The following is a 15,751-nucleotide window of genomic DNA, read 5'->3' as shown; positions in this document are numbered from 1 at the left end:
GTTAAACCTCCACTTCATAGGTATCCCAGATGTTTGCCGCAGCTTTTTCGTTCGTTTCTTCTTTGCTGTCCGGCGAAATCAGCCGCTTATTTAATGCAGGCGGTGTTAAAGGGTGGCGCTTGATTCGGCGCCCTTCGTCTTCTTGCCACGCTTCCACAATGACGTGGGCGTTTGTTCCGCCGTCGGCAAAGCAGTTAATTCCTGCCGCCGGTATTGGTGACGGCCAGTCTGCCAGAGTGCGGCTGAACTGAATATTGGCCTTTTCTCTATCAAAATGTGTGTTTTCATGCTCACCTGATAAAAACGGGATAAAGCTCTTTTCTTTCAACATGAGAACAACCTTTATGAAACTTGCAATTCCTTCCGCGCAAAGCGGGTGCCCGATGTTCGGTTTCACAGATCCGATTCCGAGCGGGCCGGCGTCTTTTGAACGGTAGACGGATTGAATGGCCTTCAGTTCTAACAGATCCGTCACGACCGTGCCTGAACCGTTCGCTTCAATATGAGTAATGTCTTCCGGCTGTTTTCCGCTTTTTTCAAGAGCCGTCTTCATGACGGATTTTTGCGCTTCCAGACTCGGCGTAGCCGGGCCTGCCGTTCTTCCGTCATTATTGACGGATGCCGCCTTCACTACGGCATAAATAGAATCTCCGTCTGCAATGGCCTGAGACACGGTTTTTAAAAGAACCATTCCGACTCCCTCGCCCAGCACGACTCCATCGGCGCGTTCGTCAAATACATGGAACGACTGCGCTTTACTTAATATGCCGCGCTGTTCAAATAATTTATGGGTTTCTTCTGATTCAAACAGGCTCACGCCGCCGACGACGGCCGCTTTTATTTCTCCTGTTACAAGAGCCTGCACGGCCATATTCATTCCGACTAAAGCAGAAGAACAAGCCGTATCGAGGACAACACTCGGGCCGCGCATATCAAAATATTGAGAGAGATTGGCGGCCAAATAATTCTGGCCCAGCGCGACGATCGGGTTTTTCGCATCCAGCAGTTTCTCTTCACCCGGTCTGTGACGGCTGCGTCCGCCGAGGTACACACCTATTGCTTCTCCCTTTATCTCATCCGGCGTATAGCCCGCGTGATACCACAGGTTAAGACATTCTTCCAGAGCGGCCAAAGCTTGAGGGTCCATTGCCTTTACATCTTCTTCAGCCAGTAAAAAGAAGTCCGGATCAAATTGATGAATTCCATCAAGCATTCCCGCGTAATAAGGCGTCTTCACCCCCCATCGCTCAGCCGGAACAGGACCGATAGCCGAACGGCCTTCAGCCAAAAGCGACCAGTACGCCTCTAAGGAAGCCGCCCCCGGAAACCGGCAGGACATGCCGACGACCGCGATATCTTCCCGGTGAATCTGTTTTTCGGCCGCCTCTTCTTGCACCTTAACGGCTTGTGTTACAATTACCGGCTCAGCCGGCTTCTTCATAACAGGCTCAGCCGCCGCCAAATCAAACCGTTCTGACAAAACTTCTGTATATCCTTCGAGAAGCCATTTTGCGAAAGATTGAATCGTCGGATATTCATACAGAATGGACGGGTCAAGCGATGCCGAGAGATTCCGATTGATCCGCTGCAGAAGCTGAGCAAGGATAATGGAGTCCACTCCGTAATCTTGGAATAATACGTCTGTCTCAAGCTGATCCTGGTCAATCCGCAGCTCTTCAGAAAATAATTCTTTCAGCCATTCTTCTGTTTTCCTTGTTAATTGAGCGTTATCTGCGGCAGTGTCAGCGGCTTTTTCCGCCGGTTTTACCATAGCCGGACTCATTGGCTGATCCTGCCTGCTCCGCCGCAGGAATCGCTCCGGCTTCCACAGCTTAGGATTCAGAACGGCCGGCAGCACCGGGCCCCTTGCTGATTCAAGAAGTATGCCGTCAAGGAGCTGTAATCCTTCTGCATTCGTGATGCTGTATAGCCCGCTCTCTTTATAAGCTTTGTTCGTTACTTCGCCCATTCCGGTTTCTTTCCAGTTCGGCCACTGAATGCTTACGATCGGCAGCTGCTCTTTGTATGAGTCTGCAAAATAGTCCATATACGCATTGGCCATGGCATAGTCGGCCTGTCCTGCCGAAAGCGCCGGTATCGCAGCTGACACAGAAGAGAACAAGACGAAAAACTTCAGCGGCTCTTCGCTGAGCACACTGTATAACGCCTGAAGCCCCTCTACTTTCGGCTCGAGCACGCGCTGTATGTCTTCATCGGTTTTTCTGATGAATGCGAGCGTCTCTTTATCGGTCACACCCGCGCAGTGAATCACGCCGCCGATAGGTCCGAGCATCTGTTTGATCTGACTCAATTCCTGTCTCAGCCCGGCTTCATCAGCTAACGGGACTGACAATACCTTCACTTGTACACCTTTGGACTCCAAGTCGAGAACAGCTTCAATTTTCGCTTTTACAGAAGCCGTCACCCCATTCAGTCCGCCCGTCCACTCACTTCGCGGCGGAAGGGTCTCACGGCCTGTAAGCACCAGTTTTTTCACTCCGTAATGTTCGGCAAAATGGCGTGCGCATAAAAGGCCGATCCCTCTCGTCCCTCCGGTGATCAGAAGCACATGGTGATCCGGAAAATCAATTCTCTCGCCTTGCGTATTCATATTTTCTGATCCGCTCAATACGGCGCGGTAGCGCAAGCCGTCCCTCCGGCAAACTTCCGCGTCATCAGTACGGGCATGAAACTCATCGGCAATCTGCTTCGCCAGTTTGTCATCCGAAAGCGCTCCTTCAAGGTCGAGATGCCTTGAAGACAGATGACTGTACTCGCATGCCAGCATTCTGTACAGCCCGGCCCGTTTTGCTCCCGTTATTTGATTGGCCTTTTTCCCCATTGACTCAAGGTCTTTCGTGACACAAAGCAATGTTATCCCTTCTTTATGCCCATGCTCAATCAATTGCTGAAGCCATTTGATACCGGTCATATCTCCAGAAGCTTCTTCTTTCGCTGCGCCGAGAAGGTCGATGACTCCGCCAAACGCCTGCCAGTCATATTCACCGGTAAGGTCTGATGTTGTGATAATACGGTGATTCGGCATATGCGCTGCGATCTCTTCTGCGAGATTGATCGTGTCCCCGCCTGTCAAAATCGCAACGGAACGTGGGCACGGTTCACGCAGTTCGAGCGGGCTCGGTTCCCATTGTTTTGTCAGAATACGTTTCATCCGTTCCTCTGTATGGACCTTATTTTTGTCAGGATTCTCAGGCACCCAATACGTGTCTTTTGCGAACGGATAAGACGGAAGACTGAGTAAACGCGGCGTACCCTTTTCATACAGCCGGTTCCAATTCAACACGCCGCCTTTCACCCATACCTCTGCCAGCTTGGCGAATTTTCCTTTTTTAATCCAGGCGTCAATGACGATGTCCATATCTTCATCTGCCGTGAACAAGGCAAATGTATCTTTATTGCGGTGAGACTGGCCGGTATACAGCCCCGCGATGTTTTTCTCATTTTTCGTAAATGCTTCCAGCTTTGTTTCCAATTCCGCCATCGTCGCTGCAAGAATGGCCAGGCGCTCTTCCATTTCGTCCCTTCCGGTTTGCAACGTATAAGCGACGCCCGCCAAGTCTTGATCTGTATACGGCGTTTGACGGATCGCTTTTTGCAGCTGCTGCGCCTGTTCAAACAGTTTGTCTTTTGATTTGGCGGACAAAAGGATGATTGCCGGATTTTCCGGGCTGTGCTCAGGCTGAGCGGCTGCTTTCGGAACATACTCTTCAATGACGATATGGGCGTTGACCCCGCCGATGCCAAATGAGCTGACCCCGGCCCGGCGCGGAATGGCATTTCCGTTTCTATCTTTTGCTGCCGTCCATTCCTGATTTTCCCGCACGATGTAGAAAGGACTGTCATCAAGCTGAATGTACGGATTGATCGTCTCGCAATGCAGGCTTTTCACCAGCGTTTTATGTTTCATTTGCAAAAGCACTTTCATGACGCCTGATACTCCCGCGGCAAGCTCTAAATGGCCGATATTGCTTTTGACCGAACCGATGCCGCAGCGGTGACCGGAGACTTCAGGCTCTTGATTTGTTTTCGCCAGCTCGTGAAACGCCGCTTTCAAACCGTTTATTTCAATCGGGTCGCCCAATTCCGTTCCTGTACCGTGCGCTTCAATATACGTGACGGTGCTCGGGTCCACTCCCGCTTTCCGGTATGCTTTCACCAATAAATCAGCCTGCAGTTTCGGATTCGGCGAGGTTAACGTATTCGCCCGGCCGCCGTGGTTTTCAGCCGTACCGCGGATCACGCCGTAAATCGGATTGCCGTCACGTTCTGCATCTGTCAGTTTCTTCAGCATCAGAATTCCCGCGCCTTCTCCTCTGACATACCCGTTGGCATCTTTGGAGAAGGTTTTGCATTTTCCGTCTTTGCTGAGCATGCCTGCTTTGCTGTAGCTGATATGCGCTTCTTCTGTCAGAATCGTATTGATTCCCCCGGCAATCGCCATGTCGCATTCTCCGTTTTCTATAGCGGATACCGCCCGGTGAATCGCCACAAGCGAGCTTGAACATGCCGTTTCAATCGGCTCGCTCGGCCCGTGAAGATTTAACAAATAGCTCAAACGGTTCGGACCTATGGAAGGAATCATGCTGCCTGTCGCCGCATGTCCTTCCGGCGCAAGACCTGCCCTTGTGAACAAATCTTTATAACCAGTATTTCCGGTGCCGATAAAGACGCCCGTATTTGTGCCGGAAAGGCTTTCCGGCTTACAGCCCGCATCTTCTATCGCCCGCCATGCATAAGTCAATAACAGCCGCTGCTGCGGATCTAAATATTGGGCTTCCCGCGGTGAAATCCCAAAGAACAGCGGATCAAATTCAGCTATTCCGTCGATAAAGCCGCCCCACTTGATATTCGTTTTGTTCCCTTCGAGATTCGGGTCGCCATCAAACGCATGCCAATCCCAGCGTTCTTTCGGAATGGTTGTGATCGAGTCCTTTCCTTCTTTCAAATTGCGCCAAAATTCCTCTATATCCTTTGCACCCGGGAATCGGCCGCTGATTCCGACAATGGCAACCGGGTCCAAGCGGCGCGGCTCTTGTGTCGCTGCCGCAGCGTTCATTACCGTTGCGAAGCGCTTTTTCCGCTGCATTTTCGGTTTTTGGGCTTTTGGCTGCTCTTTTTTCGGAGACTCTTTCTTCTTTTCGCCGAAACGGCCCGGATGCTCTTTTGCCAAATATCCGGCGAGACCGCTGATCGTTCCGTACTCAAAGAAAATCGTCGGCGCCAGCTCCAGCTGATACGCTTCATTTAATTGATTCGTAAAGACGGTAAACGATACGGAATCAAAACCGTATTCACTCAATTCCGTATCTGTCTCAATGTCCTCACGGTCAACTTTTAAAATGCCGCTTACCATGGCTGTCAAAGCGGTGTGAAGCGTTTGAAGAGATTCTTCTGCATCGTGTTTTTCTTCCGGCTGAGAAGGAAGGCCGGCTTCTGCCTCATCCGTCAAATACTCTGCTAAACTGCGGATCGTCCCGTGTTCGAAGAAGATCGTCGGCGCCAGCTCCAGCTGATACGCTTCATTTAATTGATTCGTAAAGACGGTAAACGATACGGAATCAAAACCGTATTCACTCAGTTCCGTATCAATATCAATTTCGTCTTGGCCGACTTTTAAAATTGAACTGACCAATCTGATAAGCGCACCGTGCCATTTGTCTCCCGAAACGGCGGATACAGGCTCTATATTCTGCACCTGCGGCTTTTCAGTTTCAGAAACGGATAGGAACGACTGTTTTAATTTTGCTGCGTGTCCTTCGGCTGCTAAAAGCTGCGGCTTTTCCTGAGCCATTCCTTCATAAAATGCAGCCAGGCCTGACGCCTTTTGAAGCGGAACCATGCCGAAAGCTTTTTTCATCATTCTCTCCGTCTCGTCTCCCGCCTGCATACCGCCATCTTTCCACAGCGTCCAGTTAAAGGCGACCGTTTTTCCGTGCCGAAGGCCATTCTCCGTAAGGGATTGCCTGTAAGCGGCGTATGCATCCATAAACGCGTTGCCGGCGGCATAATCAGCCTGCCCGACATTGCCGAGAACGCCGGAAACACTGGAGAACAATACGAAAAAGTCAAGATTGCAGTCTTTGCTGGCTTCATCTAAATAAGCGGTTCCGATGACTTTCGGATCAAGCACTTCCCTGAACTCTTCCTTCGTTTTTTGCAGCAGGAAGCGGTCTTGTATCACTCCCGCAGCGTGAATAATTCCGTTAAGCTTTCCGAATTCCGCCGTAATCTCTTTTATCAGCGCTTCATTTTCCCGCCGGTCTGCCGCATTCAGCTTTTTGTAGACGACATTTGCGCCTGAGTGCTGAAGCATAGCAAGCTCACGCTGTTTGGCTTCTGCCAGATTTGAGCGGCCGGTCAGAATGATTTTCGGGTGTTTTACGCGACCTGCGATTTCTTTTGCGAACATCAACCCCAGGCTTCCTGCCCCTCCGGTAATCAGATATACGCCTTCGTCCTTCCAGACGATGTCGCCCCCTGCGGGATGCATTTCTTCCCAAGCCTTCACATACCGTTTTTCTCCTTTATAACGGATATGTTTATCATGCAGCCGATGACTGTCATTTTTCAGTTTTTGAGCGACAGCCGGCATTTCGCCGATTGATTCCATTTCGATGAGCTGACAGTCAAGTTTTCCGTATTCCAGCTCGGCTGTTTTTAACAAACCTGTTAACCCCGCAAACAATTGCTGGCTGCCATCTGCTGAAATAACAGTCTGAATCAGAATGCGGCCCTGCCTTTTTTCGCTGATGATCCGCCGGATGTGTTCAGCGATTGTCTGCGCAAAGCTTTGGAAGCGTTCAGCGGCTGTTTCACCCTTACCTTCTGCAATCAGCAGTTCGGCGTCTTTCAGGCCGGATGCCGCTTCATCTTTTATACGGCAGGCATCTTCACAAAGTATGATCAAATGCTCATCAGCATGGACAGAGGCTTTCTCGGATGCGGCGGCTTCTTTCCAGACCGGTGCAAACAAGACCTTTTCCGAGCCTGATAGCCGCTGAGCCGATTCAGCATCGCCTTCAAGCACTCTCGTCGAGAATCCTCTTACCTTCACGCAAAGCGCTCCTGTTTCGTCGAACAGGTCAATGTCGGCTTTCTGCACGGAATCACCGGTTTGATATCCTTCACTGAAGCGTGCATGCGCCCGCATAGTCGGCGTGCATGCTTTGACGACTTCAAGATATTCCAGTGCAAACGGCAGAATCAGCTTTTGTCCGGAAAATTCCTGCATAATGCAGATCGTCGCCGTCTGAATAGCTGAATCAATGATGCTCGGATGAAGCGTAAATTGTCCGTTCGTGTGAGAAACAGAATCCGGAAGCTGTATGTCCGAAAGCACTTCTTTCTCGCCGATAAAGGCGGACTTAATGCCTTGGAAGGCTTTTCCGTGGAACATCCCCCTGCTCCGGCCTTCCCGATAAAAGACCGCCGGATCAAGAATGTCCGCTGTGCATCTGTTTTGTATGGCAGAAAGGTCTGTCTCAGGATCTTGTTCAGCCTTTATGATTTCGGCCCGTCCTTGGCTGTGCAGCACTTCTTCATCGTCAGCGTTTACGCTGTAAATGTCATATGAGATGATGCCGTCCTCTTCAGGGAACAGCGCAATATGAACACGGCGTTCTTGTTCGTGAACGACGATCGGTTTCATCCAGATGGTATGATGGAGCGTTATTCTGTCTTGGTCTCTTAATAAGCCGCCAAGCGCCCGTTTTACCGCTTCATAAGACATTTCCAAATATGCCGCTCCCGGCAGCACCGCTTTTTCCCTGACCACATGATCCTTCAGGAAAAATTCTGATCCTGTAAACAGTGAGCTGAACTTCTGAATGGTTAAATCTGACGTATTTTGCTGCACGAGCGGGTGTAAAACTGAGACTCCGTTGTGTGCGGCAGATGTGTTCTTTTCTGCTTTTTTCGGCCAGTACGGCTCCTTTGCAAACGGGTAGACCGGCACGCTGATTCGTTTCGGATGCTTGTCTTTGTAAAGCTTGTGCCAATTGATGGCGACACCTTTACTCCACATTTCACAGAGCTTCGATCCTTTTCCTTTCGCAAGCCATTTCTCAATGAGTTCAGCGCTGTCATCATCATCAGAAAGCCAGGCAATATCTTTCGCCTGCTGTTTTTCTCCTCTGAAGCAGCCTGTTACAACCGGCTTATCATTGATAAAATCGGCAAGCTGCCGCTTCAGCTCCGCAGTGCCGCTTGTGATAAAGGCAGCGCGCTCTTCCATCGCTTCCCTTCCGACTTGGAACGTGTAGGCAAGATCAGCAAGGTCGGCGTCCGTTTTTCTTTCCAGAAAAGCCAGCAGCTGTTTTGCGTACACCTTCAGGCGGTCTTTTTTTCTGGCAGACAACGGAATGATGAACGGACCGGCAGCGTCTGCTGCTTCGGATGCATCCGGGTATTGTTCAAAAATCGCGTGTGTGTTTGTTCCGCCAAGACCGAAAGAGCTTAAAGCCATGCGGTGCGCGGCGTTCTCACGGGTTAACTCTTTCTTTTCTTCCGCTACGTAAAACGGAGAGTCTTCTAAATGAAGATTCGGGTTCGGCTCTTTGTAATTGATGCTCGGCGCGATTTCCTGATGATATAAGCTCATGACAACCTTGATGCAGCCCGCCATTCCGGCCGCTGTATCCAAATGCCCGAGATTTGTTTTGACTGAACCGATGCCGCAGTATTGTTTTTTATCTGTATATCGGCCGTACACCGATTGAAGTGCAGACAGTTCGATCGGATCGCCGAGTTTTGTTCCCGTGCCGTGAGCTTCGACGTACGCGATCGTTTCAGGATGGATGCCCGTCTGATCAATGACCTTCTGAATGACCTCAGCCTGTCCTTTGACGCTCGGCGCATAAAACCCGACCTTATCCGCTCCGTCGTTATTGACGCCGATTCCGCGCAGCAGCGCATAAATATGGTCGCCGTCCTTAACGGCATCAGACGCTTTTTTCAAGAGCACGGCCCCGGCCCCTTCACCGCCGATCATTCCGTCAGCATCCGCGTCAAACGCTTTAATATGCCCGTCGCTCGAAAAATTCAGCCCCGGCTGATGAACGTACCCGGCGCTTGTTTCCGTATGAAGGGTTGCACCGCCGACAAGGGCGTACTTGGCTTCGCCGGACTGCAGGCTTTGAAAAGCCGAATGCAGGCCGATTAACGAAGATGAGCAGTTGGCATGGACAAAATAGCTCGGCCCTTTCAACCCGAGTTTATGAGAAATCATCGTCGGAATCGTACCGCTTTGGGCAAGCACCCATGACACGTAGCCATCCGGCGTTTCCAGCTGTGCTGTCGTCTCCTCCGGCAGCAGGCTGCGGTAAGAGTTTGTGCTGGCAGACATATACACGCTTGTTTCCGGAATTTCTTTGGAGATATACCCCGCATCCTCGATTGCCTTCCATGAATGGAGCAAAAGCATTCTCAGCTGAGGATCCATATATTCCGCATCTTTCGGTGAAAAGCCGAAGAAACCGGGATCAAACATTTCTTTCCCTTCTAAAACTGATTTAGCCGGAACGAAGCCGGGATGATCAGCCAGTTCTTCAGAAATACCGGATCGGCGGAGCTCCTCTTTTGAAAAGAAGGTGATGCTTTCTTTGCCTTCTTTGATGTTATTCCAAAATTCATAATGATCTTTCGCTCCCGGAAACTCACAGGATATACCGATAACCGCAAGGCTGTCCTCGTAATAATCGGGAAATTCTCCCGCCGGATGTTCCCGGTCTTCTGCATTCACTTTCTTTTGCGGTACAGGAGCCCAAACGGCTTCTTTCGGTTTTTGTTCAGCGATATACCGGCTGATGTCTTTTACCGTCGCGTATTCAAACAGCTCCGTTACACTGAATTCACAATCCAATTCCTGCGTCATCCGGTCAGTGACAGTCATGGCAAGAAGCGAATCTCCCCCCGCATCAAAAAAGCGGTCATCAAGCTCTATATCTTTGCTTTTCAATACATCCTGCCAAATCGCCAGTACCGCCTGCTGGATATGAGATGATGAAAATGTTTGTGTATCCGGCTGCTTTTCCGTCAGATCGCGGGCAGCAAGAAGCTTGCGGTCCACTTTTCCGTTCGGTGTGAGCGGCAGCTCTTCAAGACAGATAAACGAAGCTGGCGTCATATAGGCCGGCAGCGCTTGTTTCAAATGATTGCGCAATTCCTTTGCAGACGGAAGCGGCTCTCCGTTTTTCCGGATATAAAACGCGCAAAGCTTTTCATTTCCGGAGTGATTGTTCACAACAACTACACTTTCCTGTACGGCCGGATGGGCATTCAGCCTGCTTTCAATATCTCCGGGTTCAATACGGTAGCCGCGGATTTTGACTTGAGTGTCCATCCGTCCCATGTATTCAATGCGGCCGCCGGGAAGAAAACGCGCCATATCGCCTGTTTTATAAAGCTTTGATCCCAGTTCGAGCCGGTGGCTGACGAAAGCTTTATCTGTCAGCTCAGGCTTGTTGAAATACCCTCTTGCCAATCCGTCTCCTGCAATACAAAGTTCTCCCGGCACCCCTTCTAAAACAGGGTTGAGACCGGAATCCATAATATACACGCGGGTATTGGCGATCGGGCGTCCGATCGTAAGCGCGCTCTCATTTTCCGTTATACGCTGCACCGCGGACCAGATTGTCGTCTCTGTCGGCCCGAACATATTCCAAGCCTCGCTTTTCGTATCGAGAAACTGCTGCTTCAATTGTTCGCTAAGCGCCTCTCCGCCGCAAAGGATTTTCACTTTTTCTTCATTTGACCATCCGGAATGAAAGAGCATTTTCCACGTAAACGGCGTCGCCTGCATGATCGTCGGTTTGTACTCTTGAATCAGCTCTTTCAGCTTCCGTGCGTCTTTTGTGACTTCTGTCTTACAGATGTTGCACTCCGCTCCTTTGATTAAAGGAAGGTAAAGCTCCAGGGCCGCGATGTCAAAGCAATATGTCGTGACGGCAAGCAGTTTATCTTCGGACGAAAGCCCCGGTTCATTCGCCATCGAAATTAAGAAATTGGTCAGCGCCCGGTGCGGAATCATGACGCCTTTCGGTTTGCCCGTGCTGCCCGACGTGTAAATGACATACGCCAGATCGTCAGGTGTCACTAACCGCTTCAGCGACGTTCTTTCCGCGGCTGTACTTTCAATATGAGACCAATCGCGGTCAATGGCAGTTGTCTGCACGCCTCCCCAGTTCAAAGAGTGCTCTAAATCAGCTGTCGTCAGGCACATTGAAATCCTGCTGTCGGCGATCATATATTCCAATCTGTCAGCGGGATAAGAAGGATCAAGCGGCACATACGCTCCCCCGGCTTTTAAAATGCCGAGAAGTCCGACAGTCATATGCAATGATCGGTCTGTATAAATGCCGATGAGATCATCAGGGCCTGCACCGTGCGCCTGCAAATAGAGCGCCAGCTTCGTGCTTTTTTCATCAAGCTCACGGTATGTCAGCTGTTGCTGTTCATACACGACCGCACAAGCGTCCGGCGTTTCTGCCGCCTGACGTTCGAATAATTCATGGAAGCAGGCATCCGGATATTCACGGCTTGTTTCATTCCAAGTCTTAAGAATCATGTGCTCCTCTCTTTTTGTCATGAGAGAAACGTTCTCAAGCGGCGTATCCGGATTCGCCGTCAAAGCTTCAGCAGCCTGTACAAATTGGCTGAAAAGTCTGGCCGCCCCCGCTTCGTCGAATAATTCGGTGCTGTATTTAATCGTAAGATCCATGCCTGATGCTTCTTCCCACATTTCAAATACAAGATCATATTCCCCCTCCTGATGAATGTCTTTTACAAACTCACAGGAGAATTCCTTGTATTCATCAAGCATCGATTGATAGCTTGAATGCTGCAGAAAGTTCTGATAGAAAAAGGCATTGCTGAAAACAGGCGAACCGTTCTGCCGGGGGTTCGCATGTACATCTCGCACCATTTTCGGAAACGGATAAAAGGAGTGATCCAGTCCGTCCAGAACGGCATCCTGCACCTTTTGAACAAAGTCAGCAAATGTTTCTTTTCGTCCGGCTCTGCTCCGTATGGGAAGCATGTTGAGGAAATGGCCGACCACTCCGTCAAAGCGTTCTTCGGGTCTGACCATTGCAGGCATGCCTGTCACAATATCTTCCTTATCCGTATATTTGCTTAAAAGCACCATGTAACAGCTCAGCATGACGGTAGACAAATGAATCGAACGGGATGCGGCAAACGCCGTTATATTATTCAGCAGCCGTTCGGGAAGACGGCGTGTCAGCGTATCTTCTGTAAACTCCGGAACACTGCTGTCCGTGCGCGTCGGCGGAAGCTGAAGGTCAGGCAGATCGCCCCCGAGCTGTTTCATCCAGTAAGCGCGGGCAGCTTTGCTTTCTTCACCCGCCAAATACCGCTTTTCCCAAGCCGCGAAATCGGGATGAATGCCGGGAACAGCGGCCGTAAACTCTTCTTTTCCCTCCAGCAGCGCCTGATAATGATCCAGCAGACTGTGAATAAATGTAATAGATGAAATGCCGTCAAACACGATGTGGTGAATGACCGTCAAAAGATAATGTTCCTCGGCGGATTTTGAAAGCAGCTGCACGCTCAGCAAAGGCCCGCCTTCTTTGACAAACGGCTCTTTCACTTTTTTCCGTATCAGAGCGGATATTTGTGATTCATTGACGTCAGAAATATCTTCTTCCGAGAATACAAAAGGATCTGCCGCTTCTATGAAATAAAACCCGCCGTCTGTTTCATTCACGGCGCTTTTGAGCATCGGATGCTGCTTTAATACGAGCTGAAACGCCTGTTTCAGTTTCTCTTTGTCGATTCCGGATGTGAACCGGAAACAGAGCGGGACATGGTATGCAGTCGTTTCAGGCGACATTTTCTGCAATGTCCACAGCCCTTTTTGGACTTCTGAAAGCGCTGGCGCCGTTTGCCGTCTCTCCCGTTCTGCCGGCGGTTCGGCTTTTTGGGGATGATGCTCCGCTGACATGTTTGCCGCTTTTTCAGCAGTATAAGCCGCTAAAGCGCCAATCGTCGGGTTTTTGTGCAGCTCTCTTGCCGTCAGCCGGATGTGATACGTTTTTTCAATTGATCTGGCGAGTTTCATCATCTTGATGGAATTGACGCCAAGACTTTGAAACGGCGTATTTGGATCAACGAGCTCATCCGCGATGGAAAGTTCCTCTTTCAGAAAACGGATAAAATCCCGTTCAATATCTTTCTCGGCAGAAGCGGTTTCTGAATTGCCGCCTTCTTGCCTGCTATTATGTAATGAATCAAATTCCCCTTGTTCGAATGAATGTTTCAGCTGAGTGCGCTGGATTTTCCCGATCGCCGTCTTAGGAATGTCTTCTTTTGCGACCGGAAGCAGATAATCAGGGGTAACGCCGATTCTCTGTGTCACGTGCTGGTGAATGTGATGAAGAAGCTTCGTCATGCGATTCTCATCCAAAGGAACAGATGTCACAAAGAAAATCGCCAGCTCATCTGTCGTGCTTTGATTCGGCCGGACGGCGCATGCCGCTGTATAAGACGTTTCAATTTCCGGCAATTCCTCAACGGCTGATTCAATGGCATGGCTGTAATAATTCACACCGTTAATAATGATGGCATCTTTCGTGCGCCCCGTTATCGTCAGGCGGCCTTCACGCAGAAATCCGAGATCTCCCGTTTCAAACCAGCCGTCTTCTGTAAAGACACTCTCATTTAAATCCGGGCGCTCATAATATCCGCTCGTTACAGTCAGACCCGACACTTGGAAGCGGCCGATTTCTCCTTCTTCCACCACTTGATTGCGGTCATCCGTAATTCTCATATTAAATCCCGGTATCGGCAGACCGATCTCGACGAAACGATCGTCGTCACTCGTGTTTTCCAGTGTAAACTCATCTGAGAAAATAACGCCCGAAGACGTTTCGGACATTCCCCATGCGGGACGGATGGCATTAGCCGGCAGACCGTGCGGCTCTAAAAGCTCCATAATTCTGCGTCCGACTTTCGCAACCGCGGCCTCCCCGCCGTTCAGCATGTAACGCATGGAAGATAAGTCCCATTTCCGCGTTTGAATCTCTTCTGCAAAATCGGCAAGCAGTCCAAAGGCAAAATTGGGGGCCCACGTAACCGAAGCGCGGTAATGATCAATCAGGTCGAGCCATTTTAAAGGGTCCATCAAAATGGATTCGCTCGGTATGTTGATTTCCTCACATCCGAGATAAACATCACGCAGATGAAGCATTCCGATGCCGCCGACATGGTCAAAAGGCATCCAGTTAAACGTGACATCCTCACTTGTATAGCCCTGCATCTGAATATTTCCTTTGACCATGCAGACGATGTTTTCATGGCTGAGCATCACGGCTTTCGGCGTGCCCGTGCTTCCCGAGGTCAAAAGCAGCATCGCCAAATCTTCCGGACGGGGATGATGACAATCCGTATCCATTTCGTGCGCACTGAGATCTTCTGCCGCCAAAGCGCAAAACCCGGAAAGCTCCTGCTCCTCCGCCCATTCAGTCATTTCCGGCAGCACGTCACGGCTTGTGATGACATACGGCTGATTCAAAAGCATCCAGGCGTCTTTCAGTTTTTGCGTCCCGCTGTTCATTTCTGTATAAGCCGGAGCGGCCGCAAGCGGAACCGGGATCGCTCCTAAAAAAACACAGCCCCAAAAAGCAGGAATCAGCTGGGAATTGTCACTTAGCTGTAATATGACTTCATCCTGAGCCTTCACTCCTGATTGGCGGAGCCCTTTCACAATCGAAAGAGCGATCTTTTTCAGGCCGCTGTAAGTCTGGTACACTTTGGTGCCGTCAGGCTGTATGTATGTGATGCCCTTTTGATCTCCCGCTGCCGCGGCGGTTTTGTGCAGGACTTCAGGAATCGTCATCGGCTGATCCGCTGAAAGCCGCAATGATTTTCCATAGCTGACAGATGGCTTGAGTAACCCGCTTGCCTTCATATCACTTTTCATAGAGCTGCCTCCATTTCATCTGTATGTAAGATGTATGTCTTATACTCCGTACATCGTCGTGATTCGTTTTTTCACTTCATCATCATGAAACGTCTCATCGTGCATGATTAACTCCTTCTCAATGACGGCCGGAAGCTGCTCGCGAAACGGCGTCACCAAGTGCCTTTTCAATGTAATTAAAGAGTTTCTCGGTTTTTCCGCAAGCTCACGGGCCAATTCCTGCGCATAGTCTAATACTTCCTGCCGAGGAAGCACCGGAAAAGGCACCCCTCTTTTCTCCAGGTCACCGCCGCGGTAGTGGCCGCCATTTAACAGCATTTCATGGCCGAGGCTTGCCCCAAGCTTCTCCGGAACGATAAAGGTAGCGCCCATTCCGGGGGTGAAACCGTATTTCATAAAGTTTGCGGTATACACGCTTTCTTTGCTTAAAATGACAAAATCACTGAAAAGCCCCATGACAAACCCGCCTCCGATTCCGTGGCCCTGCATGGCGGAAATGACGGGGATATCACATTCCAGCGCCAAAGAGTACATGCGGTCTTCCGTAAACTTCGTGATGCCCTGCTGAATCCTGAGCAGGCCTTCCTGTGTGCCTCCGGAAGCAAAGTAATGGCCGTATCCTGTTAAAATCACAGCTTTATAGACTGACGATTTTTTTATACGGGTGAATGCTTCCATCAATCCATCCGTCAGTTCTTTGGAGAAGGCGTTTTTATGGGCTTTATCCTGCATTGTCACTTGGATAATATCCGGTTCAATTTCGAGCAGTTCAACTGCGGCGTTCGGCATGATATC

2 protein-coding genes are annotated in these 15,751 nt (G+C 50.2%); both read right to left on the bottom strand.

The window, feature by feature from the left end; genetic code table 11:
- Window position 1: 1 nt before the first annotated feature.
- Window positions 2-14,956: a non-ribosomal peptide synthetase gene (locus HWY38_RS09755; RefSeq protein WP_224181721.1), complete on the bottom strand. Its 14,955-nt coding sequence runs from the start codon at window positions 14,954-14,956 to the stop codon at window positions 2-4.
- Between the two features lie 39 nt (window positions 14,957-14,995).
- Window positions 14,996-15,745, bottom strand: coding sequence for a polyketide synthase (locus tag HWY38_RS09750; protein WP_003154094.1), 750 nt, complete (start codon window positions 15,743-15,745; stop codon window positions 14,996-14,998).
- Between the last annotated feature and the right edge of the window lie 6 nt (window positions 15,746-15,751).

Origin of the sequence: Bacillus sp. KS1 (assembly GCF_020075515.1) — a bacterium.
In the GTDB taxonomy this organism is placed as follows: Bacteria; Bacillota; Bacilli; order Bacillales; family Bacillaceae; genus Bacillus; species Bacillus velezensis.
Note: the sequence above shows the minus strand (reverse complement) of the source record. Positions and strands in the feature narration are given on the sequence as shown.